The 21,773-nt window shown below is 61.6% G+C and carries 24 protein-coding genes; 17 read left to right on the forward strand and 7 right to left on the reverse strand.

Annotated elements, in window-relative coordinates; all coding sequences use genetic code 11:
• Positions 1 to 17: 17 nt before the first annotated feature.
• The 6 genes from IFR23_RS17535 to IFR23_RS17560 all read left to right on the forward strand — a co-directional run bounded on the left by IFR23_RS17535 (position 18) and on the right by IFR23_RS17560 (position 4,578).
• Positions 18 to 947: a galactosyltransferase-related protein gene (locus IFR23_RS17535; protein ID WP_192976985.1), complete on the forward strand. Its 930-nt coding sequence runs from the start codon at positions 18 to 20 to the stop codon at positions 945 to 947.
• Positions 944 to 2,017: a glycosyltransferase gene (locus tag IFR23_RS17540; protein WP_192976986.1), complete on the forward strand. Its 1,074-nt coding sequence runs from the start codon at positions 944 to 946 to the stop codon at positions 2,015 to 2,017. The genes IFR23_RS17535 and IFR23_RS17540 overlap by 4 nt, the downstream gene beginning before the upstream one ends.
• On the forward strand, positions 2,014 to 2,946 hold the full coding sequence (locus tag IFR23_RS17545) for a polysaccharide pyruvyl transferase family protein (protein WP_192976987.1): 933 nt from the start codon (positions 2,014 to 2,016) through the stop codon (positions 2,944 to 2,946). Before IFR23_RS17540 ends, IFR23_RS17545 begins: the two co-directional genes overlap by 4 nt.
• On the forward strand, positions 2,859 to 3,863 hold the full coding sequence (locus IFR23_RS17550; protein ID WP_197978527.1) for a glycosyltransferase family 2 protein: 1,005 nt from the start codon (positions 2,859 to 2,861) through the stop codon (positions 3,861 to 3,863). The genes IFR23_RS17545 and IFR23_RS17550 overlap by 88 nt, the downstream gene beginning before the upstream one ends.
• Before the next feature lie 72 nt (positions 3,864 to 3,935).
• Positions 3,936 to 4,256 carry an HNH endonuclease gene (locus tag IFR23_RS17555; RefSeq protein ID WP_192977032.1) on the forward strand — a complete coding sequence of 107 codons (321 nt, stop codon included), beginning with the start codon at positions 3,936 to 3,938 and terminating at the stop codon, positions 4,254 to 4,256.
• 193 nt (positions 4,257 to 4,449) lie between these two features.
• Positions 4,450 to 4,578 carry a hypothetical protein gene (locus IFR23_RS17560; RefSeq protein WP_446740925.1) on the forward strand — a complete coding sequence of 43 codons (129 nt, stop codon included), beginning with the start codon at positions 4,450 to 4,452 and terminating at the stop codon, positions 4,576 to 4,578.
• A gap of 146 nt (positions 4,579 to 4,724) precedes the next feature.
• On the opposite strand, the gene IFR23_RS17565 is transcribed toward IFR23_RS17560, so the two are convergent.
• The 3 genes from IFR23_RS17565 to IFR23_RS17575 are packed head-to-tail and all read right to left on the reverse strand — an operon-like array spanning position 4,725 to position 6,788.
• A complete protein-coding gene (locus tag IFR23_RS17565) occupies positions 4,725 to 5,486 on the reverse strand; it encodes a sterol desaturase family protein (RefSeq protein WP_192976988.1) in 762 nt (253 codons plus the stop codon).
• Positions 5,487 to 5,496: 10 nt separating this feature from the next.
• Positions 5,497 to 6,264 (reverse strand): fatty acid desaturase, encoded by a 768-nt coding sequence (locus IFR23_RS17570; RefSeq protein ID WP_342344998.1) that lies wholly within the window; start codon positions 6,262 to 6,264, stop codon positions 5,497 to 5,499.
• The gene (locus IFR23_RS17575) at positions 6,261 to 6,788 is read right to left on the reverse strand and encodes a sterol desaturase family protein (RefSeq protein WP_192976989.1); all 528 of its coding nucleotides are present in this window, start codon (positions 6,786 to 6,788) and stop codon (positions 6,261 to 6,263) included. The genes IFR23_RS17570 and IFR23_RS17575 overlap by 4 nt, the downstream gene beginning before the upstream one ends.
• Before the next feature lie 239 nt (positions 6,789 to 7,027).
• Here IFR23_RS17575 and IFR23_RS17580 point away from each other — a divergent pair, with 239 nt between their 5' ends.
• Positions 7,028 to 7,954 (forward strand): phosphatase PAP2 family protein, encoded by a 927-nt coding sequence (locus tag IFR23_RS17580; protein WP_244655777.1) that lies wholly within the window; start codon positions 7,028 to 7,030, stop codon positions 7,952 to 7,954.
• Here the strand turns inward: IFR23_RS17580 and IFR23_RS17585 are convergent.
• Positions 7,902 to 9,398 carry a glycosyltransferase gene (locus IFR23_RS17585; protein WP_342344999.1) on the reverse strand — a complete coding sequence of 499 codons (1,497 nt, stop codon included), beginning with the start codon at positions 9,396 to 9,398 and terminating at the stop codon, positions 7,902 to 7,904. The genes IFR23_RS17580 and IFR23_RS17585 overlap by 53 nt on opposite strands.
• 391 nt (positions 9,399 to 9,789) lie before the next feature.
• Between IFR23_RS17585 and IFR23_RS17590 the strand changes: the two genes are divergently transcribed.
• The 6 genes from IFR23_RS17590 (at position 9,790) to IFR23_RS17615 (ending at position 15,317) form a co-directional block, all read left to right on the forward strand.
• Positions 9,790 to 10,890: a histidine kinase dimerization/phosphoacceptor domain -containing protein gene (locus IFR23_RS17590; RefSeq protein ID WP_132898241.1), complete on the forward strand. Its 1,101-nt coding sequence runs from the start codon at positions 9,790 to 9,792 to the stop codon at positions 10,888 to 10,890.
• Positions 10,890 to 11,354 carry a response regulator gene (locus IFR23_RS17595; protein ID WP_192976991.1) on the forward strand — a complete coding sequence of 155 codons (465 nt, stop codon included), beginning with the start codon at positions 10,890 to 10,892 and terminating at the stop codon, positions 11,352 to 11,354. The genes IFR23_RS17590 and IFR23_RS17595 overlap by 1 nt, the downstream gene beginning before the upstream one ends.
• Positions 11,355 to 11,613: 259 nt before the next feature.
• Positions 11,614 to 12,963: an HWE histidine kinase domain-containing protein gene (locus tag IFR23_RS17600; RefSeq protein ID WP_244655766.1), complete on the forward strand. Its 1,350-nt coding sequence runs from the start codon at positions 11,614 to 11,616 to the stop codon at positions 12,961 to 12,963.
• Between the two features lie 91 nt (positions 12,964 to 13,054).
• The gene (locus tag IFR23_RS17605; protein WP_192976993.1) at positions 13,055 to 13,405 is read left to right on the forward strand and encodes a response regulator; all 351 of its coding nucleotides are present in this window, start codon (positions 13,055 to 13,057) and stop codon (positions 13,403 to 13,405) included.
• 490 nt (positions 13,406 to 13,895) lie between these two features.
• Positions 13,896 to 14,321 (forward strand): PAS domain-containing protein, encoded by a 426-nt coding sequence (locus tag IFR23_RS17610; RefSeq protein WP_192239283.1) that lies wholly within the window; start codon positions 13,896 to 13,898, stop codon positions 14,319 to 14,321.
• Between the two features lie 114 nt (positions 14,322 to 14,435).
• Complete coding sequence (locus IFR23_RS17615) at positions 14,436 to 15,317, forward strand: polysaccharide deacetylase family protein (RefSeq protein WP_192976994.1); 882 nt, start codon at positions 14,436 to 14,438, stop codon at positions 15,315 to 15,317.
• A 14-nt stretch (positions 15,318 to 15,331) separates the two neighbouring features.
• Here the strand turns inward: IFR23_RS17615 and IFR23_RS17620 are convergent, their stop codons facing one another.
• On the reverse strand, positions 15,332 to 15,802 hold the full coding sequence (locus tag IFR23_RS17620; protein WP_192976995.1) for a nucleoside deaminase: 471 nt from the start codon (positions 15,800 to 15,802) through the stop codon (positions 15,332 to 15,334).
• Positions 15,803 to 16,072: 270 nt separating this feature from the next.
• Between IFR23_RS17620 and IFR23_RS17625 the strand changes: the two genes are divergently transcribed.
• From IFR23_RS17625 to IFR23_RS17635, 3 genes are read left to right on the forward strand one after another with little or no spacing between them, the layout of a single operon-like run.
• Positions 16,073 to 16,942 carry a YihY/virulence factor BrkB family protein gene (locus tag IFR23_RS17625; RefSeq protein ID WP_192976996.1) on the forward strand — a complete coding sequence of 290 codons (870 nt, stop codon included), beginning with the start codon at positions 16,073 to 16,075 and terminating at the stop codon, positions 16,940 to 16,942.
• Complete coding sequence (locus tag IFR23_RS17630) at positions 16,939 to 17,952, forward strand: AI-2E family transporter (RefSeq protein WP_192239280.1); 1,014 nt, start codon at positions 16,939 to 16,941, stop codon at positions 17,950 to 17,952. Before IFR23_RS17625 ends, IFR23_RS17630 begins: the two co-directional genes overlap by 4 nt.
• A 34-nt stretch (positions 17,953 to 17,986) precedes the next feature.
• Positions 17,987 to 19,231 (forward strand): DUF2254 domain-containing protein, encoded by a 1,245-nt coding sequence (locus tag IFR23_RS17635; protein WP_192976997.1) that lies wholly within the window; start codon positions 17,987 to 17,989, stop codon positions 19,229 to 19,231.
• Here IFR23_RS17635 and IFR23_RS17640 read toward each other — a convergent pair.
• On the reverse strand, positions 19,207 to 20,061 hold the full coding sequence (locus IFR23_RS17640; protein ID WP_192239278.1) for a Brp/Blh family beta-carotene 15,15'-dioxygenase: 855 nt from the start codon (positions 20,059 to 20,061) through the stop codon (positions 19,207 to 19,209). The two genes, IFR23_RS17635 and IFR23_RS17640, sit on opposite strands and share 25 nt — an antisense overlap.
• Positions 20,058 to 20,771 carry a bacteriorhodopsin gene (locus IFR23_RS17645; protein WP_192976998.1) on the reverse strand — a complete coding sequence of 238 codons (714 nt, stop codon included), beginning with the start codon at positions 20,769 to 20,771 and terminating at the stop codon, positions 20,058 to 20,060. Before IFR23_RS17645 ends, IFR23_RS17640 begins: the two co-directional genes overlap by 4 nt.
• A gap of 175 nt (positions 20,772 to 20,946) precedes the next feature.
• Here IFR23_RS17645 and IFR23_RS17650 point away from each other — a divergent pair, with 175 nt between their 5' ends.
• Positions 20,947 to 21,588 carry a hypothetical protein gene (locus IFR23_RS17650; RefSeq protein WP_192976999.1) on the forward strand — a complete coding sequence of 214 codons (642 nt, stop codon included), beginning with the start codon at positions 20,947 to 20,949 and terminating at the stop codon, positions 21,586 to 21,588.
• Positions 21,589 to 21,773 lie beyond the last annotated feature (185 nt).

Below are 21,773 nucleotides of genomic sequence, written 5' to 3' on the forward strand. Positions count from 1 at the left end.
CAAGCAGAGCCATCATCATGACCGAAGTTTCCGTCGTTACCCTGGGCAAGGGGCGTCCAGACCATCTCGTCAACGTCGTCCGCGGGCTGATGCGGCAAACGCAGATGCCGACCGAACTGATCGTCGCGGTGATGCAGGACGAGCTGTACGACCTCCCCGAGACGCCATTCCCGATCCGCCAGATGCAGGTCGTCGCCGACGCCCTTCCCCTCGCCTCCGCACGTAACGTCGCGGCGCGCGCGGCGACCGGCGATGTCATCGTCTTTCTCGACATGGACTGCATCCCGACGCCCACGCTGATCGCCGATTATGCCGGGTTCCTCGACACGTTCGACGGGCTGTTGATGGGCGAGGTCCTTTACCTGCCGGGCGGGGCGACCGACGGCGACTGGCAGTATGACCGGTTCGCCGAGATCGCGGTGAAGCATTCGGACCGTCGCGGTCCCCCGCCCCAGGGTATCGAGATCTGCACCGACTATCGTTGTTTCTGGTCGCTCAACTTCGCGATGCGGCGGACGACGTTCCTAGGTCTCGGCGGCTTCGATGAGCGCTATGTCGGCTATGGCGGCGAGGATACTGACTTCGGCAAGGCGCTCGACGAGACCGGCGTTGCGATCGCGTGGATCAAGGGCGGTCTGGCCTATCACCAATATCATCCGCATCACATGCCGCCGGTGCATCACCTCGACAGCGTCGTGCGCAATGCCGAGCTGTTCGAGACCAAATGGGGCTATCGGACGATGGGCCACTGGCTCCAGGCCTTCCGCCTGATGGGCCTGATCGACCCCACCCCGGGTCGGCCGATCCGCATCCTGCGGCGCCCGGATGCTGCCGATCTCGCGCTGACCGGCCAGCAGAGCCATCAGCCCTATGCCAATACCGCGACCGTCATCCGCCTGCTCGAAGACCGGCTGGCCGCAAGCGAGAGAGCCGCGGCGGCCGAATGAGGATCGCGGTCCTCTGCCATGTCCGCCAGCCGATCGCCCAACCCTTTGCTGGCGGGATGGAATCGCAATGCTGGCATCTGGCAGCGGGTCTCCAGGCGCGTGGTCATGACGTGGTACTGTTCGCCTCCGGTGACAGCGATCCGCGCTTCACAATCGATGCCGTGATCCCGGAGCATTACGAACGCACCTTTCCGGGCTCCGAGCACCGCGGCTTCGCGCCGCTGATCGCGCACCTCGACGACGGCTATGCTGCGGCCTGCGACCGGATCGCTGCCGGGAACTTCGATGTAGTGCATAACAATAGCCTGCATCGATTCCCGCTCGAGCCGGCGCGGACCGCTGCGGTCCCGACCGTCACCTCGTTGCACGTCCCGCCCTACGACGCGCTGCGCTGGTTCGTGCATGCCAGCGTCACGCCGACCAACCGCCTGACCGCGACCTCGGCCCACCAGCTTGCCGCCTGGTGGCCGGACGGTCCGCCACGCGAAGCCTCGGTACTCCACAACGGTATCGACCCCGACGCGTGGCCGTTCGTCACGGAAGGCAATGGCAGCGCGGTCTGGTGCGGAAGGATGACGCCCGATAAGGCGCCCCATCTGGCAGCGCAGGCGGCCCGAATAGCCGGCGTTCCGCTCACGCTGTTCGGACCGATCGAGGATCGCGCCTATTGGGACGCCGACGTCGCGCCGCTGCTGGATGGCAGCATCCGATATGGCGGACATCTAAATGCAGCGGCACTGGCATCGGAGATGGGGCGTGCGTCGGTGTTCGTGTTCACGCCGTGCTGGGACGAACCATTCGGCTTGGTCGCGGTCGAGGCGATGGCATGCGGTCTGCCGGTAGCGGCTTTTGACCGAGGCGCGCTGCGAGAAATTATCGGCGAGGCAGGGTGTTTCGCGCCGCCCGGTGATGTTCCGGCGCTCGCCGATGCGATCGCGGCGGCTGTCCAACGTCCCCGCGCTCCGCAACGCGAGCGGGTCAAGACGGCCTTTACCCGTGATCGGTGGCTCGGTCGATGCGAGGACCTGTACCGTGACGTGGTCGGTCACGAACAAGGGCGGCGCGCATGACGGCCAGCGACCATCTGGGAGAGCAGCGCGCGCTACTTACCGCGTTATACCGGACGCGTGTCGCGCTTGGTTCTCGCTATGCACTGGTCGACTTTCCGGACCATGCGAACGTCGGAGACAGCGCGATCTGGCTCGGTGAACTCGCCATGCTGCGGGCGATAACAGGGCGCGATCCGTGTTACGTTTCGACCTGGCACGATTTCGATCTCCATGCCTTTCGTAGCGCCTGCCCCGACGGCGTGCTGTTCCTGCACGGCGGCGGCAACCTCGGCGACATCTGGCCGCATCACCAGCGATTCCGCGAGGACATCCTGGCAAAGGTCCGCGATCGACCGGTCGTGCAGCTACCGCAGTCGATCCATTTTCGCGTGCCGTCGGAGGTAGATCGGTTCGCTGCGCTCGTCGCCGAGCATCCCGACTTCGTCCTGTACGTCCGCGATACGCGCAGCCTGAGCTTCGCACGCAAGTATCTGGCTTGCCCGTCGCACCTTGCGCCGGACTCGGCATATGCCCTCGGCGAGCAGTCGCGCGACGTGGCGCAATGCGACGTGCTCATGCTGATGCGTACCGACGACGAACGGCAAGGCTATGCGATACCGACGGCCGATCCAGCGACCGTCGTAGATTGGCTCGAGGATGACGTCGATCTACCGGTCGGCGGCGACGCCAAAGCACGCGAAGCCCAAGCCGTGGCACGCTTCGACCGTGGACTGCGGTTGCTCGCCCAAGGCCGGGTCGTCGTGACGGACCGACTCCACGGTCACATCCTCGCCGACCTGCTCGGCATTTCGCACGTCGTTCTCGACAATGACTACGGCAAGATCGCCGCATATCTCGACGCTTGGCCTGCCCCGGACGCAATCGTGACGAGGGCCTCGACGATCGAGCACGCCATGGTTCTTGCCAAGCAACTCGTCGGCGTGCGGTGACTGCCGCCATCGACGTCAGCCTGCTCGTCTGCACGCGTAATCGCGCCGGGTCGCTGGTGGCGACGCTAGAGTCCGTGGAGCGCGCGGCAACGTATGCCAGAAACACGACCGTGGAGGTCGTCCTGGTCGACAATGGCTCGGTCGACAGCACGCCGCAGCGACTGGCGCAGTGGCAAGCAGGGCAGGCTTTCCCTGTCCACCTCGCCCACGAACCGCATCCCGGACTCGCCCGCGCGCGCAATGCTGGGCTGGCGCACTGCACCGGACGCATCATCGCGATGACGGACGACGACTGCGTCCTGCATCAAGACTATTTTGCCGCCGTCTGTGCCGCATTCGAAAGGGCCAGCGGGCCGGCGATCATCGGCGGCCGTATCCTGCTCGGCAACCCTGCCGATCTCCCCGTCACGATCAAGCTCGAAGACCACCCCATGGTCGCGCCGTCGCGCGGGTTTCCGGGCGGGTTCATCATGGGGGCAAATCTGGCGTTCACCGCGGATGTCCTGCGGTTGACGGGATGCTTCGACGAACGGTTCGGGGCCGGCGCGCCATTCGTGTCTGCTGAGGATACGGATTTCCTGTTTCGTGCAGCAGGGCTCGGCGTTGCGGTGCTTTACGACCCGCTGATGGTCGTCGATCATCATCACGGGCGCCGCCATATCGACGACGAGACACGATTGCTGGCGGGCTACAGCTTTGGCGACGGCGCTCTGTACGCCAAGTATCTTGTCTCTGACCGACGCGCGCTTCGCGCCATCGTCGAGGATATTCTTGCCGTTCGCTTCGACTGGACACGGCCCGTCGCCACGCATGCCGGTATCAAGCGGTTCTACTGGTTCCGACTGCGGCATAAGGCCCGGGGCTTCGCTTACTTCTGGTCGACCGTGCTCCAGCGAAGCATCTCACGCTTGCTCTGATAAGCCTTTGTACCTCGTGTTCTTTTCCCCACGCTACACCATATTCGAATGATGGGCGGACGTGTGAAGCGGATGGCAGGATTGTTGGAGGCGGAGGCGCGGACGATCGCTGTCGAAGACCTCGGGCGATGTGGCCTGTGCGAGCGGTCCTTGGGACGAAAGGTGGAATGGCATCACCGTATTCCGAAAAGCCGGGGTGGTACGGAGGTCATCCCGGTTCATCCGATCTGTCATCGGATCATCCATGCCAGTGTCTCGAATCAGGATCTTGCGACGACGTTTGCTGATCTCGATGTCTTGAAAGCGCGCCCGGACATCAGTCGCTTTCTACGCTGGATCGCCGACAAGCCCGCGGACTTTCACGCCCCCACCCGCCGCGCCGATATCCGCTGATTGCATCGGCCTCGACGACAGATAAGTCATCGGCAACGGACTTTTATGATGGCGGGACTTAACGATCGAGGGACCGTTCCTTCAGCGACCCGAACAACAGGACGCTTTCCAGGGCCGGTGATCCGCGCACCAGCCCCTCCCGACGAGTTTTTCCGGCGAACCGCAGCAGCCGCGCCCGGGGCTTGTCGCAAACATGAAGATCAAACCCTACCACGGCGAGGAAAGCTATGTCGGCAGGAGCCTGTTGAAGGTTAAGGTCGCGCTGATCACCGGTGATGATTCTGGCATTGGCAATGCCATCGCCATTGCTTACGCGCGTTAAGGCGCCGACATCCGAACCGAGCTTGCTCTGGCCTGTGTCCTCCTTGCGTCGCAGGAGGGAAGCTACATTACCGGTGCGGTGATCGCGGTCACCGGCGACGTACCGATCAACTGATCAACGAACGGGTGCTTCATTCATCGACGCTGTTAGGAATTCACCACTTCGGCCCGACGCGCGGCGCGGGCGTGCTCTCGCGCGAAATCGCCAACGCCGCGATCGGTGTGGCAAAACCGGTCCCAATGTCGGAAATACAGGCCGTAGTTGCAGCCATAGAGTTCGTGGTGCCGCTGGTGATGGCTGGCCGTGATCAGCCATGCTCCCAGCGGCCCGGTCCACATGAACCGCGGGAAGATCTCCCATCCCATGTGGTTCGTGACCCCCATCACCGTCATGATCGTCAGTACGATCCCAAGACCGGCGATATGGATCGGAACGAAGAACACCAGCAATGGAATGACCACCGCGCCGGTCAAGGCCTCGATCGGGTGAAACGCCATCGCAGCCCATGCCGTCGGCGGACGGCTGGCATGATGCAGCGCGTGCGCCAGCTTGAACGGTTTGGGACGATGCATCCAGCGGTGCGTCCAGTAGAACCATGCATCGTGCAGCAGCAGATACAGGAAGACCGAAACCGGCAGGTACCAGAGCGGATAGGCGTGGATGTCGGAGTACACCTGCGTCCAGCCATGGTGCTGCCATCCCCACGCGACCACGCCGGCCGGGATCCCGTAGAGCGCTGCAGACGCTAGGCTCCAGATAATCTCGCGACGGACCTGCGGGTCCAGCCCGAGGTACAGCCCCGGATGCTTGCGGACCGTAATCCACGCGAACGCGCCCGAGACGAGTAAATAGCGGACACCGACGATGACGGTCATCGCGACGGCGGAGAGGGTGATGGCGAGCGTCATGCTTGATCCTTCACGACTCTGCGATCGTCGGCTCGCCGGCAAGAGCACGGCGACGCGACGGAAGCCCCCACCACGGCGTTCCCGGCGAGAGATGATGCTCGTGATGATAACCGCCGAAGTGAAAGCAGGTCAGCAGCGACAGGATCGGACCCACATCGATGCTGTGTGCGCGGTGCGAATCGGCAAAGGGAGTTTCGCGTTCCCGGTGCGGCAACCACGTCCCGAACACGAACAACTGGGCCACCGCACCCAAGGCTGGTAGAGCCCAAAATATGACAATGTTGACGAGCGGTGCCCCGAGCAGCAGCGTATAGATCAGCGCGACCACGGTGATCCTGATGATCTGCCCGTGCGAATAATAGGTCTTGAAGAACTGCAGGAACCAGCCGCCGAGACTTGGATCGCCACCGTGAAAATCGGGATCCCCCGCCCTCCCGGTTTCCTTGTGATGCAGATGATGCTGCGGCAACAGTGATGCATAGGACAGGCAGGCATAGAGCGACAGGCAGGTCGCACCGATCGCGCGGTTCAGGCGCGGCCGATTGGGTGCCAGCGCACCGTGCATCGAATCATGCGCGACGATGAACAGTCCGGTACTCAGCCAAGTCTGGACGGTGACCATCACGATGGCCAACACGATTGTATCCGCGCTCCACCGCCAGAAGAAGATACCGGTTACGTGGATCGCCAGCCACGCCACGACAATCGCGGCTGACAGCGACACGCCGACACGCGTCTGGTGCTTCAGGGCTTCCGATTGGCGAACCGTCCCGCTCACCTCTTCGCGTCTGCCGAGACGAGGTTTCCGGCTTTATCGGGACGTACCGCACGCCGCTGCGGATCGGCGTTCGCGCGCAACTGCGCTTTCAACACCGACGGCTTACGCGCGAACAGGAAGCCGTGGCTGACGGTTCCGTCCTTGCCCTCGACCGCGTGGTGCAGGCGGTGCGCTTGCAACAGGCGCTTGAAATACCCCTGCTTGGGTATCCAGCGAAAGCCGCCGCGCTGATGCACGAGCATGTCGTGCACGAAGGCGTAGATGCCGCCGTACACCGTGATGCCAAGCGCTGCCCACCACAGCGGTTCCCACCAAAGCCCGACGACGAACAACACGATCGGCACGATCGCGAACACGATTGCGTAGAGGTCGTTCTTTTCGAACCAACCGTCATGATCTTCGTGATGCGACTTGTGCCAGCCCCAGCCCCAGCCGTGCATGACGTAGCGATGCGCCGCCCACGCGAAGCACTCCATGAACAACACCATGAAGACGACGATCGCGAGTTTTTCGAACCAGGTCACTTTGCTCGATCACACGAAATGACGATGGCCGGGTGCAACGAATTCAACATGATGCGTACATAACGGTTACCGGCGTTCGATGCGAGGGCGCCCCGCCACAAAATCTCGGGTTGGTGACGGCTGCGGCCGGCGTTTTGTCGTCGCCGTTTGCAGAACGCTGTAACGAGCATTCGCGACAAGATGTCCGGTAAAGTGCCATCACCCTGGCACCGGAGGGTGACAAGCCGCGTTTGACCGCGATGATCGCCCGAGTCTCACGCGCCGACCATCGGGATACTCCCTCCTGGCTGTTGATTGCAGCCATGCTGGGGAGTTTTCTCGCCGCCCAATATCATCACCGCTTCTCGGTGGATCCGATCCGCGCGGCCCCCGCGATCGCATCATTGATGGCGCTCGGCAGCGCGATGACGATCGGTAGGTATACCATGCGACCGCGGCTTGCGGCTGGCGCGACCGCGTTCCTTCAGATGACGCTCTTTACGCTGCTAGGCGTAGTGCTGGCGTATGCATTGGCGGCGAATGCCGGACAATTATGGGACGTGCGGTTGGCCGCCGCTGACCGTGCAGTTGGCTTTAACTGGCCGGTAATGCTCGCCTTGCTGGACACATACCCTCCAGCAATCTGGCTACTCGGATTGGCGTATCACAGCCTCACCTTGCAGATGATCGTCGTTATCGTTGCGTTGAGCGGCATGGGAAAATTCGACACGCTGAGGATAATGGTCTGTGCGGCGATCCTATCCGGTTTCGTCACCATATTGATCTCAGGCCTTACCCCGGCGATGGGCAACCTGTTCGATCCATCCCGCTACGCGCATCTCTGGCCATCGATAGCCTGGCTGGAACAAGGGCTGATATCCGGGCTTCGCGACGGATCCCAACGCGTGCTCGACCTCTCCATGCTTATGGGGATCGTCACCTTTCCCAGTTTCCACGCGACGCTCGCCGCCATTTTCATCTGGGCATTCGGTGCGATGCCGCGGGTTGCCCTACCGGGCCGGGCGTGGGCCATATTGACGATCGTCGCGACGCCGATCTTCGGCGGTCACTATGGGATGGACGTCATCGTGGGGCTTGTCCTCGCACCGCCTGCCCTCCTTGCTGCGCGCCACCTCACGCGGCAAAGGCAGCCTTCCCATCAGGTGGACTCAGCCCTGCCGGCCTGACATCGGTCTCACGGCCGAGCGCCGCGTCGACCATCGCCGCCGCTTCGGCCGCGCCGCCTGCAGCCGCCATATCCGTCGCCATACTCTGTGCCGCACGACGGTATTCCGGATTGCGCAACACCAGCCGCAACGCCGGTTCGAGACCTCCCTTGCCTGCGTCGGCAGCAGAGACGACGCGTGCAGCCCCGATTCGCTTCAGACGCGCCGCCGTCGCCGGTTGTTCGAACGCCAGCGGCACGGCGACGATCGGAACACCCGCCGCGAGCGCGTCCAGCACCGTATTGAACCCGCCATGCAGGATCGCGGCAGAACATTGGGGCAGGATGCGGGTCTGCGACCAGAATGCCCTCACCAACGGGTTTCCCGGTAGTGAGTGGGCTTCGCGGTCGCTCAGCCCGCCGCCATGCGCCACCACCGCACGGGCACCCACCGCGGAACAGGCCGCCGTCATCGCCGCGAACAGCGATCGGCGCGCGCCCTGCAACGACCCCAGCGAGCAGAATATGAGCGGTCGACCGTCGTCGTCCGGCAGGTTTTCCTCGAGCTCGTCCCGTCGCCATGGCCCACCGTATCGAAAGCTCTTCGGCAAGGCTAAGCGCGGAAAGTCCAGGCCTTCGGGGCATTGCGCGATCTGCAATCGTTTGGACCATTGATATCGGGGGTCGGGATCGAGCCCCCAACGCCGTGCATACGTCGCCACCATCGTCGTGATCGGCCGCATCAACAGGTCACTGACTGCGTACCCGCCATTGTTGCGATTCCGCCCCACCGCATCGGGACGATACGCCCAGCCGAGAAAGGGTGGCGGCACCGTCGGCTCCCTGAGCAAGGGCAATCCGGTAACGGCCGTTACGAAGGGCAGTCGGAGATGTCGTGCCACCAGTGGTCCGGCTGGCTCGACCGAGTCGGCGACGATCGCATCGACCCCCAGCCTCGACAGCGCCGTCGGGAGAGCCTTCAGAAGCAGTTCAGTCATCGATGCGGTACCGCGGATCATGCGGGTTAGTCCGACCGGCCCCGATGGCTGCGCCAGCTTGCGATAATACTCTGCCAGCAAGCCTTGCCCGTCCGCGGGGTGATCAAACGCCGCAAACCCGACGCCGCAGTCGGGCACCAGTGACTCAACGTCGGTCAAGTGGACTATCGTGACCCTATGTCCCGTTTCGACGAGCGATGTTCCCAATGCTGCCAGCGGATTGATGTGGCCCGCCGTTGGCGGCGCGATGATGGCGATATGCCGCCTTTTGACCGTCAATGCCGTGGAGCTTTCCGTCGCCGTCGTGTTCGATCGGCTACTACCAGCATGCGGGCGACGCGCGATAGCGCAATAATTCGAAGAGAGCACCCGCCTCGCCAATGATCGCGATGGGCTAATTCTAAAAGGGAGGTTCGATGCGAGCGAAGCCGACCGACGTCTTGCCTTCTGACGCTGGTTCAGCTTCACGATATAACCGATCTTGAAGCCAGGCTTTCCGCTCGCGAGTAACACGATGGGAGGAAAGAGGACGTTCGCTGCCGGGGTTGACTGCTTCGCGCCCCACCGGCGAAAATCCAGCCATTTGCCCTGCCGTGCCGCCCCGAGCTAGTGCGCGACGCCAAGAAGATCACTTATGAAAACAGCGCCGGTCGCCATGCTCTAATTTCGGTCGTTCAGCTTCCAGCCTGCACACGCGTCGCCGATTTTCGAACCCAAAAGGCTTTGTACGGACAAACCATGCCGCCCAATGGTCATGCCTCAGTGAGACGAAGTCGACCTCTCAACGGAACGGAAAACGATCAAAACGATTTAGTCCCGGCACGGAGTTCGGCTGGTCGGCACGCTCCACGGAGGCGTGATGAAGCAGCGGGACGATTGGCATCTGACGGAAGCGCTCGATTACGAGCACGGACGAGCGGACCCTTTTGCCGCGGCTGTTCGGGCTACCCGAATGCCTATGGTCATTACGGACCCCGCGCAGACCGATAACCCGATCGTCTTCTGCAACGAAGCCTTTCAAACGCTGTCGGGCTACGACCGAAGTGAAATCATCGGCCGTAACTGCCGCTTCCTGCAGGGTCCCGACACCGACCGAGAGCAGGTGGCTAAGGTGCGTCAGGCAATCGACGCCCAGACCGACATTGCCGTGGACCTTCTAAACTATCGAAAAGATGGATCTGCGTTCTGGAACGCGTTGTACCTGAGTCCTGTACGCAATGACGCCGGCAAGGTTGTATTCTTCTTCGCCTCCCAGCTTGACGTTACTGACCGCGTCAAGGCGCAGACTATAATTTCAAAGCAAAAGTTATTGGTCGAACAGGAAGTCGAGGCGCGCACGTCAGACCTCGAGGCCGCGTTAGATGCAAAAACTCTACTGCTTCACGAAGTCGACCATCGCGTAAAGAACAACCTTACGATGATCGGTTCACTTCTGCGTTTGCAGGCGCGTAGCATATCAGACCCGGCCGTTTCATCAAAACTTGAAACCATGCTCGAACGGGTTGATGCGCTGGCGACAGTGCATCGCCGCCTTTATCAGTCGGACGACGTCACCCGGTTCGATGTCGGGGCGTTTACCGAAAATCTGATCAGCGACGTCGTTGGTGCCAGCCGACGCGACGACATCAAGCTGGTTTCGAACATTTCGCAAATAGAGGTGCCGTCCAGTAAGGCGGCGTCGCTTGGGTTGATCCTAAACGAGATAGCGACCAACGCCATTAAGCATGCATTTGCCGACGGGCGAGCCGGTACGATTTCCGTCCGCACCGCCCTAGAAGGCAATAATGCCCTGATCGAAATTACCGATGACGGGCATGGGCTAGCCAGCAATGATGTTCAGCCGGACGGCATTGGCAAAATGCTTATCTCCCGCCTCGCCAAGCAAGTCAGGGCCGACGTCGTGTGGTCCGACGCCGCCCCCGGTGTTCGGGTATCTCTCTCATTCCCGGTGGACGATTAATGAATATACGCGCCCAACCGCCGTTGAATGTGCTGATCGTCGAGGACGAAGCTCTTTTAGCGATGGATATTGAAGCGATGATCGAAGACGCCGGTCACCGTGTCGTCGGCGAGGCCGCGTCTCTCTATGAAGTTGAAGACCTAGCAGGCGATCTCCACCCGGACCTGGCTTTTGTCGACATACAGCTTGCGAAAGGCACCAGCGGCCTGGATGTCTGTGCATTGATCAGGAAGCGATGGGCGGGCGCGATAGTCGTCTTCGTCACTGCAAACCCGCTCAAGATTCCAGCCGATTTTGCCGGTGGCCATGGCATCATACCCAAGCCCTTCTCCCGGAATGGTCTGATGTCCGCAATGCGCTACATCGAAGAGGGTGTCTGCGATCCGCCGCCCGTATCCCCGCAGCCAGCGAGCTTCATTGCTGCGCCCGCGTTTGCCGCAGATTGGTCCCAGACCAGTCCCTGATTTCGGGTGATAAGCGACAATCGTATGGCCTCACGAGGTGGGACGACAGATGACAGAAGTTATACATAATTTCGATTACGTTGATCCATCAACGTCTTACCGCTAGGACGTTCCCGCTTTGGACCGTCAGCCACTCCCACCTTCGCCTATTCGACCGCACGATGCCACAGGTGTCGTACGCGAGGCTGTCGACGCATTTGCGTCCCGCCTCAACGAGCATGACCCCTTCGTTGCGGCGTTCGATCATTGCATTACGCCGATGGTCGTCAGCGATCCAACGCTACCAGATAACCCGCTGGTTTACGTCAATCGTGCGTTCGAGGCTCTGACGGGGTTCTCGGCGGTCGAGGTCGTTGGCCGGAATTGCCGTTTTATGCAGGGACCGCTGACCGATCAGGCCGACGTCCGACGCATGAAGGACGCGATCGCTCGCCGCGAGCCGATCGATATCGACCTCCTGAATCACCGTCGTGATGGCACGCCGTTCTGGAACCGCCTCATGGTCGCGCCCGTGCATGACGCGACTGGCAGCCTACGCTACTTCGTGGCATCTCAGCTCGATGTCACACTCGAGCGGCACGGGCTGTTGCAGTTGGAACGCGACCGCGACACGCTGAGTGCCGAGCTTGCGAAGCGGGAAGTTGCGCTAGCCGAACGAGAGGCCCGCCTGGCACTTGCGCTCGATGCCGGCGGACTGGGCACTTGGACCATCGACCTGCCAGAATGGCGGCTCACCTACTCGCCAAGTTGCCTGACGAACTTTGGCCGGCCTGTCGGCGAAAAGTTGTCGATGGCAGGTATGCTGGCATGCGTTCATCCAGAGGATCGAGACCTCCTCACGACCTCGCTGAACAGCGCTATCGAACATGGCACACGGTATAACGTCGAATACCGCATTCTAACGCCTGAAGGCGAGCAACGCTGGATCCATTCCCAAGGCTCGCTGCAGCGTCGCGCGGATGGCACACCGTTGGCGGTTTCGGGCTTTTCGAGCAATGTTTCAGCGCGCAAATTTGCCGAGGAGCAACGGTCGGTTCTGGCACATGAACTGACGCATCGCGTGAAGAACACGCTTGCTACAGTAAGTGCCGTTGTCAGCCAGACGCTACGCGATGCGGCGTCTCTTGGTGAGGCTCGGGATGCGGTGTCGGGCCGCATCGCTAGCCTCGCGTCTGCGCACGAACTTCTGCTCAAGGATGAGATCGAAGGCGCGGCAATCGGTGAGATCGTCGAGCGGGTGTTGGCGCCGTTCATGGACAGCAACGGTCGACGGTTTTCCGCTGTCGGCCCGACGATACGGCTGACCCCGGAAGTGACACTTGCGTTGTCGATGGCGCTGCACGAGCTGGCGACCAATGCGATCAAATATGGAGCGCTCTCGGTACCGGAGGGGCAGGTGACCATACGCTGGGACCTGAACGGCAATGCAACGGAACGCCGGCTTACCTTCTCCTGGGCGGAGCAGGATGGACCTATCGTTGCTATGCCAACACGTGTTGGATTTGGTACGCGAATGATTGAGCGCGTCCTGTCACGCCACATCCGCGGCAAGGCGGAAATCCAATATCTGCCGGAAGGTGTTCGCTTCGCAATCGAAGCGCCGATCTAAGCTTTCGACCTTGTCTGACATTTGTTAACCCCGTGGCGGGCCCATTGCGTGACCACATTGGTTAAGAGCTCAGCTTATCGGGATCTGTCATATGTGCCATGTGCTCGTCATCGAGGATGATTTCCTCATCGCTGATCACATCATCCAGCTGATCGAGCGGGCTGGCGGGACATCCTTTGATCAGGCTGCCTCGCAAGATGAGGCAATCGATGCCGCGAGATTGAGGCCTCCCTCCATCATCATGTCCGACGTCAATCTCTCAGCCGGTACCGGCCCTGCCGCGGTGGAAGCCATCATCTTGGAGCATGGGCCGACGCCCGTGATCTTCGTGACCGGCACGCGCGAAGCATGCCATGTAAGTCGGCCATCAATGATTTTTCTCGACAAACCGATCAACGAACAGGCTCTTCTCGCGGCGTTCCAAAGCCTAGCGCCCGCCTGAGCCAGCAATCGCCGACCGATAGTGAAGCGAAGCTCTGCCAGTGATCCGGCCCATCTGAGGGCCGACAAGAGTCTAGTATTTAGCCGGACTTGCGGGCCGAACCTGTCACTGCTGCGTTGTTATAAACGTGGCTGGCTTCGGCGATAATAAGCGACAGGAGGGGTAGTGCATGTCTCAATCGCCGTTTCTAAATGATCCTCATATTGAGATGTCGAAGCACATTGTTGCGGCGGTTTTGTCCCCGATCGAGGAAGTGAGGGCTATACACCTGCGAGCAGCTGAGCACCTGTCACAGCTTGCAAGGGACAGCGGCGTTATTCGACCGAAAGGTCACGGCTCTAAGCCGTGGTAACTTGGCAAGTATACGGCCCCGAGGGGATGAGGTTGCGCATTGAACGGGAGTTAATACTAGAAACCTCCAAATACCCTCTCTTTTGCCCGACCAACAATGTGCACAGTCGGCATAGCCGAACACCCGAGGAGGCCTGACATGGGCGATGCTCGGGCATGGGGTTTCTTCGATAGCGATGCGCCTTTCGATGAAGAAACGCGTGCTCGACTTCTCGCCGAAGGCATTGTCAGGGCAACCTGGGAAAGCGCGCCAGACGGCTTAATTGAAATCGACAGCCCTAGTTGGCGGTTTTACACCGGTCAGAGTTACGACGATTGGAAAGGCTATGGATGGCTGACTGCAATCCACCCTGAAGATCGGATAGCGACGGTTACACAATGGCGTAATACCGTTCAGGATCAGCAAGCGGTAGACGCAGAATACCGCCTTAAAGGACAGGACGGAAACTACCGCTGGATGCACGTTCATGCCGTGCCGCTGCGCGACGAGAACGGAAAGATCATAAAATGGTTCGGCGTCAATATTGATATTCATGACAGCAAGGCGAAGGGTATCCGGCCCTGACCCTGCGGGGGAACTCAGCCCTAAAAGTTACCGGTTTGAGAGCATCGGTGCCCGAAAATAGACGTTTCGTGAGATCGCGGTGACGCCATTCGCTTGTCCGTGCGTTGCGCCGTCATGAGCAATTTGAACCATGCCCGCTATGAATACCGCCCCATCACAAACCGGCCGGACTACGACTGGCCGGGTGGACGTCGCCTCGCTATCTATGTCGGCGTAAATTATGAGGTCTTCGACTTCGGTGGCGGTTTGGGGCCAAAGTTAGCGCCGTCTCAGACCGAACCTGACGTGATGAACTACGCATGGCGCGACTATGGCAATCGCGTGGGAGCATGGCGGCTTTTCGATCTCTTTGATCGGTTGAAGCTGCGGACCACCGCACTGCTCAACGCCGACGTGCTCGATCGTTGCCCCGGCTTGGCAGAGGCATGCCGCGATCGTGGCGACGAGATTGCGGCTCACGGCAGCAGCAATGCGAAGGCGCAGGGGAACATGTTCGGCCTGCGCGAGGATAGCTTGATCACAGACGTTACCGAGAGGTTAGCGACGCTCGGTATACGACCGTCTGGCTGGTTGGGGCCTTGGATTTCAGAAAGCAAACACACGCCGGATCTGCTTGCCAAGAACGGCTACCGTTACGTGCTCGATTGGGCGCACGACGATCAACCCACCCGACTCTCGACCAAATATGGCGGGCTTCTCTCCGTTCCTTACTCTCAGGAAATTAACGACCTCCCCGCGATCATCGAGCGCCACCAAGAGGCAGAGACGTTTGCGGCAATGATACGCGCAGGCGTGGAACAACTGTTGTCCGAATGCGACCGGCGGCCGCTCGTCCTTGGTATCGCGCTCCACCCCTTCATCATGGGGCAGGCACACCGCGTTCCGGCACTTGCCCGCGTCCTGACGGAGCTTCGGGAAGCGGACGATCCCCGTATCTGGTGGACGACCGCCGGCGACATCGCCGCCCATGTCGAGGCGCATGGCCTCGCGGTCTGACCGCCTGTATCACACTAGCTGACGGCACGTGCGTGGAGTGCTCGGACCTCGTCGGCAAAGTCGGGCACCGGGCCAGCCACGTCCGCATCCGGCACCACGTCGATGATGCGCAGCAGGGCGATCCCGAGCGAGGGCTTGCCCAGCTCCTGCATCCAGTGACTGAGCTGTGACGTGGACGTCGCGTAGACGATACGGCCCAACCCGACGAGCCCATGCGCCGCTGCACACATCGCGCAATGTTCGCCGGAGGTGTAGACGACAGCATGTCGCCGCTCCTCGGGCGTCAGGTGTTCGGCCGACCAGCGCGCGATCGCGAACTCGGGATGACGCGTGGCGTCGCCACCGCCCGTCCGGTTTCGGTCCTCGAACAATACGGTTCCGTCTCGCGATACAAGGATCGAGCCGAACGGTTGATCTCCCGCGTCGACCGCTTCTGTCGCCAACTCAACGCACCGTTGCAGATGCCGTATGTCCACGTCGTTCATGAAATTTCCTTGAGAAAACGGCCGGCAACGGCGGGCGGTATACAGACGACCCAAGTCCGAGTTGGATCCGGCGACTGGCTCAGTACGACGCGCGGGAACTCTGTCCCCATCTCGAACGGTATGCCGGAGCAATGTGGAGCTGACCGTGACCGACTTATCCTGCCGCAGCTTCACGTCTTGCCCATGCACCGGAAACACTGGTCCATGATGGCTACGGACTTGAAGGGGCGCCAATCCCTCCGTTCCGGTGTTCGTCTGCTGCGATTCAAGATGTCTACCCAAGCGCTTGGTCGGATCGGGCTATGGGCTGTGTTATCGACCCGGACGGTCCGTAGCGCGTTCCGTGACGATTTTGGCATTGCCGCGAGTTCGATTGCCTTTGCCGCATTCCTAGCGATGATACCGCTCGTCGGCGTCGTCGCGGGCGTTTACGGTATGGTGGTTCCACCAACCGCGGTCGCTGACAATATGGACAAGATCGTCGCCATCCTGCCGGTCAGCGCGCAGCATTTGTTGGCGGCGAACCTGAACCACGGGCTTGCCAGCGGTCGTGGTGGGATCGTTACGCTGATAGTGTCGCTCGGCATCGCTCTGTTCAGCGCGCGTCGTGCGGGACGGTCGCTGCTCCACGGGATCAACCTTGCCTATCGCATCGAGCGCGAGCGTCGTGGCCTGCGTCGGCAGCTGGTGTCGAAGATCATAGTGCTGGGCTGCGCCGCGCTGGTGCTGACGGCGCTCGTATCGCTGTCGGTCCTCACGTTCCTGCGGAGCTATGTTCCCGACGGACTGCCGGGGGCCCGGCTGGTTTCTGCGATCACGCTGTTCGGTTCGTTGACGCTTGGCGCGGGTGGTGGCCTGATCGCGCTCTATCGCTATGCCCCGGCGTCGGAGGCGATCCCGTGGCGTAGCGCCCTGCCCGGCACGATCGCCGGCGTCGCCCTGTGGCTGACCGCGACGATGATGTTTCGCGCCTATGTCGCGCGGTTCGCGCGCTTCGACGACACCTATGGCTCGTTGTCCGCGGTCGTGGTGCTGATGCCCTGGCTGATGGTGTCGGCCTGGGCCCTTCTGCTCGGCGCGCGGCTCAATGCCGAAGCCATGCGCCATGCCGGCGAACACATAAAGGAACGTGCCGAATGACCGAAAACCCCGTGCAGGACCGCTATCGCAACCGTCTGCTCGGCATCATCACGGCGATCCTGCTGATTGCCGCGCTACGGATCGGCTTTGCGGTCATCATGCCGATCGCCTTTGCCGCAATCATCGTCGCCGCGCTCTGGCCGCTGAAACGCTGGCTGGCGCGGTTCATGCCCTCTTGGGTCGCCTATACGCTGACCCTCCTGTCGCTGGTCACGATCCTCGGAGCGTTCGCCGCCGCGGTGTACCTCTCGGTCGGCCAGGTGATCGGCGCGGTTGCGTCGCAATGGGCAGGTCTCGAGCGGGGTTACAACCACCTCGCCACATGGGCGGCGGATCGCGGCGTGCCGATCGCCGGGACGATCAACCGGCAGCGGATCACGATGCTGGTCCAGATGTTGGCGAGCGGCGTCTACGCCTTCGTCACCTATGTCGGCTTCATCGGGATCGTGGTGATGCTCGGCCTGCCTGAAGTGCCACGGCTTCGGCGCAAGCTGTACGAGATGTTCGAGGGTGGAGCGCGACGCGACATGCTCGAAGTCGGCGAGAAGATTTCCGGCCAGATCCGCCGCTATCTCGGCACCACGCTTGCGACCAGCATCCTGACCGGCGTCGCGTCATCGCTATGGTCGTGGATGACGGGGCTCGAGCTGGTGCTGGTCTGGGGCATCCTCAACTTCCTGCTCAACTTCGTCCCCGTCATCGGCAACATCGTCGGCATCGTCCCGCCCGTGCTCTTCGCGTTCATCCAGTTCGGCGGATGGCAGATGCCGTTGCTGGTGTTCGCAGGATTCGTGGTTCTACAGATGACGATCAGCAACGTCGTCTACCCGATCCTGCAGGGCAAGCAGCTGTCGCTGTCGCCGCTCGCGATCATCGTCGCGATGACGTTCTGGAGCTGGGTATGGGGCATCGCCGGAGCACTGATCGCGGTGCCGCTGACCGCGGCCATCGTGATGATCTGCGGCCAGTTCGATAGTAGCCGCTGGATCGCCAAGCTGCTGTCGTCATGATGATCGGGGACAACGACCGCTCGAAGAACGCAGCATGAGGCAATGGTCATGGATCCTAAAGCGGATCGTCCGGCAGATCTGGTTCCGCGCGGCGATCATCAGTCTGCTCAGCGTCGCGCTGGCGATCGTCGCCGGGCTCGTCACGCCGTATCTACCTTACACGTTCGACGCCGATATCGGGCAGCAATCGGTCGGTACGATCCTCCAGATCATGGCCTCCAGCATGCTGGCGGTCACGACCTTTTCCCTGACCGCGATGGTCAGCGCCTATTCTTCGGCGACGCAACTCGCGACACCACGTGCGACCCAGTTGATGGTCAGCGACCCGACCTCGCAGAACGCGCTGTCGACTTTCCTCGGTGCATTCGTCTTCTCGATGGTGGGTATCGTCGGGCTGAACACCAGCGCCTACGGTCATGACGGCCGAATCATCCTGTTCGCGGCGACGGTGCTGGTCATCCTGCTGGTGGTCGGCACGTTGTTGCGCTGGATCGGGCATATCACCGCCTTCGGACGGATGGCCGACGTGATCGACCGCGTCGAGGAGGCCGCGACCGAGGCGATGCGGGATTTCGCCGCGCATCCGTATCTCGGTGGGCGGGCTCCCGTTGGCATCCCCGCCGACGCCGTGGCGCTAAACTCTCTACAGACCGGCTACATCACGCATATCGACGTCGCCGCGCTCGGCACCATCGCTGACCGCCACGGCTTGACGGTCTATGTCGACGTCTTTCCTGGCGCGATGATGCACCCCGCGCGTACGCTCCTGCGGGTCAAGGGGGAACCGATCCACGCGGTCCAGACCGCCCTGGTCAGGACCTTCACGATCGAGCGACATCGCTCGTTCGATCAGGACCCACGGCTGGGCTTGATCGCATTGTCCGAGATCGCGAGCCGAGCGCTGGCGCCGGCAACCAACGATCCGGGCACGGGGATCGAAGTCCTTAATGCCTTGCTGCGCGTGTTCCTGACGCTCCGGCCGAGCGCAACGCGCCTCAATGACAAGGTCGAAACCCATCCGGTCCATATCGGCAGACCGACAATGGACGATATGCTGACGGACGCGTTTGGGCCGATCCTGCGCGAAGGCGTTCAAGAGGTCGAGGTATCGCTGCGGCTGACCGCGACGCTGGCGGCGTTGCACGCGAACCTGCCTGATGCACAAGCCGCAATCGAACGCTGGGCGCACCGTCACGCGAAGCGGGTGACGACCACCATCACGGATCCTGACGATCTGACGGCCTTCGATACGGCTTACAGGAAGCTCTGGCGTGCTTGAGGCTGGGGCATAGTCCCCGATTGCCGGGCGACCCTTTCAAAATACGGGGTCACCAGCAAATGCGGCATTGCCAGTGCCGCGATGCCGGCAAATAGCGAACGCACGCCCGAAGGGTCCCATTGCAGCAGCACCCCGCCCACGATCCCCACCAGCGTCACGGCCGCGACGAGGACTGGAGCCGTGGTACGAAGGTACGCGGTGGTCGTGACGCACTGCAAGCGATCACGACGCTCTTTCGTCTGTGGCACCGCGTGCAGCACGAGGAACCCCACCGAAAACCCGACGAGCGGGGGTAGAACCAGTAGTGCCGTCGTTCCAACCAGGAGACGTCGATCGTGACGCGCTACGCCGATGATCGCGAGGCAGCCGGCGGCTAAGCCACCAGCAATCGCCAGACTACTGACCATGGTCGGCAGACTTGAGGCTTGAACGCCGGCAGAATCGAGAATGCGGGTCAGGCTCGCCGCATGCAGCGTCGCAGGAGTGGCAACCAGGCTTATGCCGCGGGCCATCCTCTCGAACGGCCGGCTTGCCGGGGCATCCTCAAGGCCAAAATGGACTGCGGATGCCAGCAGGAATGCGGGAAGTGCGATCGCGGGATCGACGAGCCACCACCAGAGACAGACCAGTAGCGCAGAGACGTACAGTGCCAGGAATGTCGGGCGTCGCTGGTGCTCGATGATTTCAAGATCACTGGCGCCGTGCACTATGCCCACGATGCCGACCGCGATGGCTGCGAACGCAAGCTGCACGGTGAGCAAGCAGAATGATGCGATCAAAGCCGCCCCGGAAAGGAGGCCCCAGCCAAGGGCCGGGGCGCGTCGTGTCATGCCCGGTAGCCTCGTTCGTCGCCCTGATGCGCCAACGCCTTGTCGAGGTTGGCTGCCGCATAGAACGCATAGCCTACCTTCGCGATGATATCCATTATCAGGAACGCCCAGACCGATGCGGGATCAGTGATCAGCTTTAGACCTTCCGGCCCGACCAGGAAGACGATGGGATAGAGGAACCAGATCACCGTCAGGAATATGAGGTTCTTGGCGTAAGCCGCGCCCAACGCCGCACCGCGGCTGACGGCTTGTAATCGCAATGGACCCCAGAGCAGATACAGGACGCCGAGAAACGCGACGCAGGACCATCCGTACCAGATCCATTTCGCCAGCGATGGGGCGGCAAGCGACGATATCAGGCCCGTGACGATCATCAGGACATCGAGGACGATGACCGATGTCAAATACCCGCCGACTTCACCTGTTTTTCCGTGCTCGTGGAACGCCAGCAGCACCAGCCCGGACAATAGTATCGGCGTCGTTACCGACCAATCGACATAGCGTGCCAGATAGGTCGCCGAGCCGTCGCTGTTGATCAGCGTGCCGATCCCAAAGGCCATTGCGAGATACGCGGTTGCCGCGATGAACGGAACGCTGGCGTGCAGGAGCGTATGATGACCCGACGGATGCGTCTTCTTACCCGTCGCGTATATCGCCAGCGACGCGACCGACATCACGCTGAAGCCGATCAGAAAAGCGGTTTGATCCACGAGGGAGCCCCCTATCATGAGGACGACCCGGCGCCGACCTTAAGCCCCTAACATTGCTCACATGTTTTGGGTCCTGGCTCGCGATAAGTTCATGAATGCGTCATGTTTGGCGACGTCACGACAGACTGATGCTTACGCCTTCGGAAAGTGCACAGCCGTACGAAGCCCTGGCGCATTGTCACTCAGCGTCAGCGACGCCGAAGGAGGCTTGTTCAGCGGCGCGTTCGGCATAGTTGCTATTGAGGGCATACCCCCTGGGCAGCTTGAAGGTGAGGTGGTGCTGGTAAATCCGGCCCGCCGCCGCATCGAACGTTTGCTCCGAGCCGAGTCGACGACGAACACGCTGTTGGTGACCGAGCGCTGCGATCAGCTGTGCGTCATGTGCTCTCAGCCACCGAAGAAGACGCACGTCGACCGTTTCGATCTACTCGAGCGGGCGTGTTTGCTAGCCCCAGAAGACATGCTCATCGGCATTTCAGGGGGTGAGCCCATGCTGTACAAGGAGCGCCTTCTCACTTTGATGGAGCGGACGCTTTCCATTCGCGCGGATCCGAGCTTTCACGTTCTGACCAATGGTCAGCATTTGACGGCGGCTGACATCCAGCGGCTTGGTGCTCCCGAGTACCGGCGCGTCGGCTGGGGGATCCCGCTCTATTCCACCGAACTTGCCCTTCACGACCTTCTGGTCGGCAAGGACGGCGCCTTTGCACAACTCGCAGGGGGCCTTTCCAACCTCGCGATGGCTGGGGCGCGGATCGAACTGAGAACGGTCGTGATGAACGACAATGTCGGTGGCTTACCGGTGCTCGCGGGCTAGGTATCGTCAAGGCTTCGCTTTTGTCGAAGCCTGGTCGATCATGTAGCTGGAACATGTCGGCTTCGCGAAAACCAGGTGGCCCGCCCTCTTCTTCGACCACAGCAGGCGGTTCGGGCCGATCGCGGAAGCGCTGGATCGGGCTCTGCTACACGGCGTGAGAGCGCAGCTTTTCAACTTTCCTCGCT

It is taken from the genome of Sphingomonas sp. CFBP 13603 (assembly GCF_014892665.1).
GTDB lineage: Bacteria > Pseudomonadota > Alphaproteobacteria > Sphingomonadales > Sphingomonadaceae > Sphingomonas.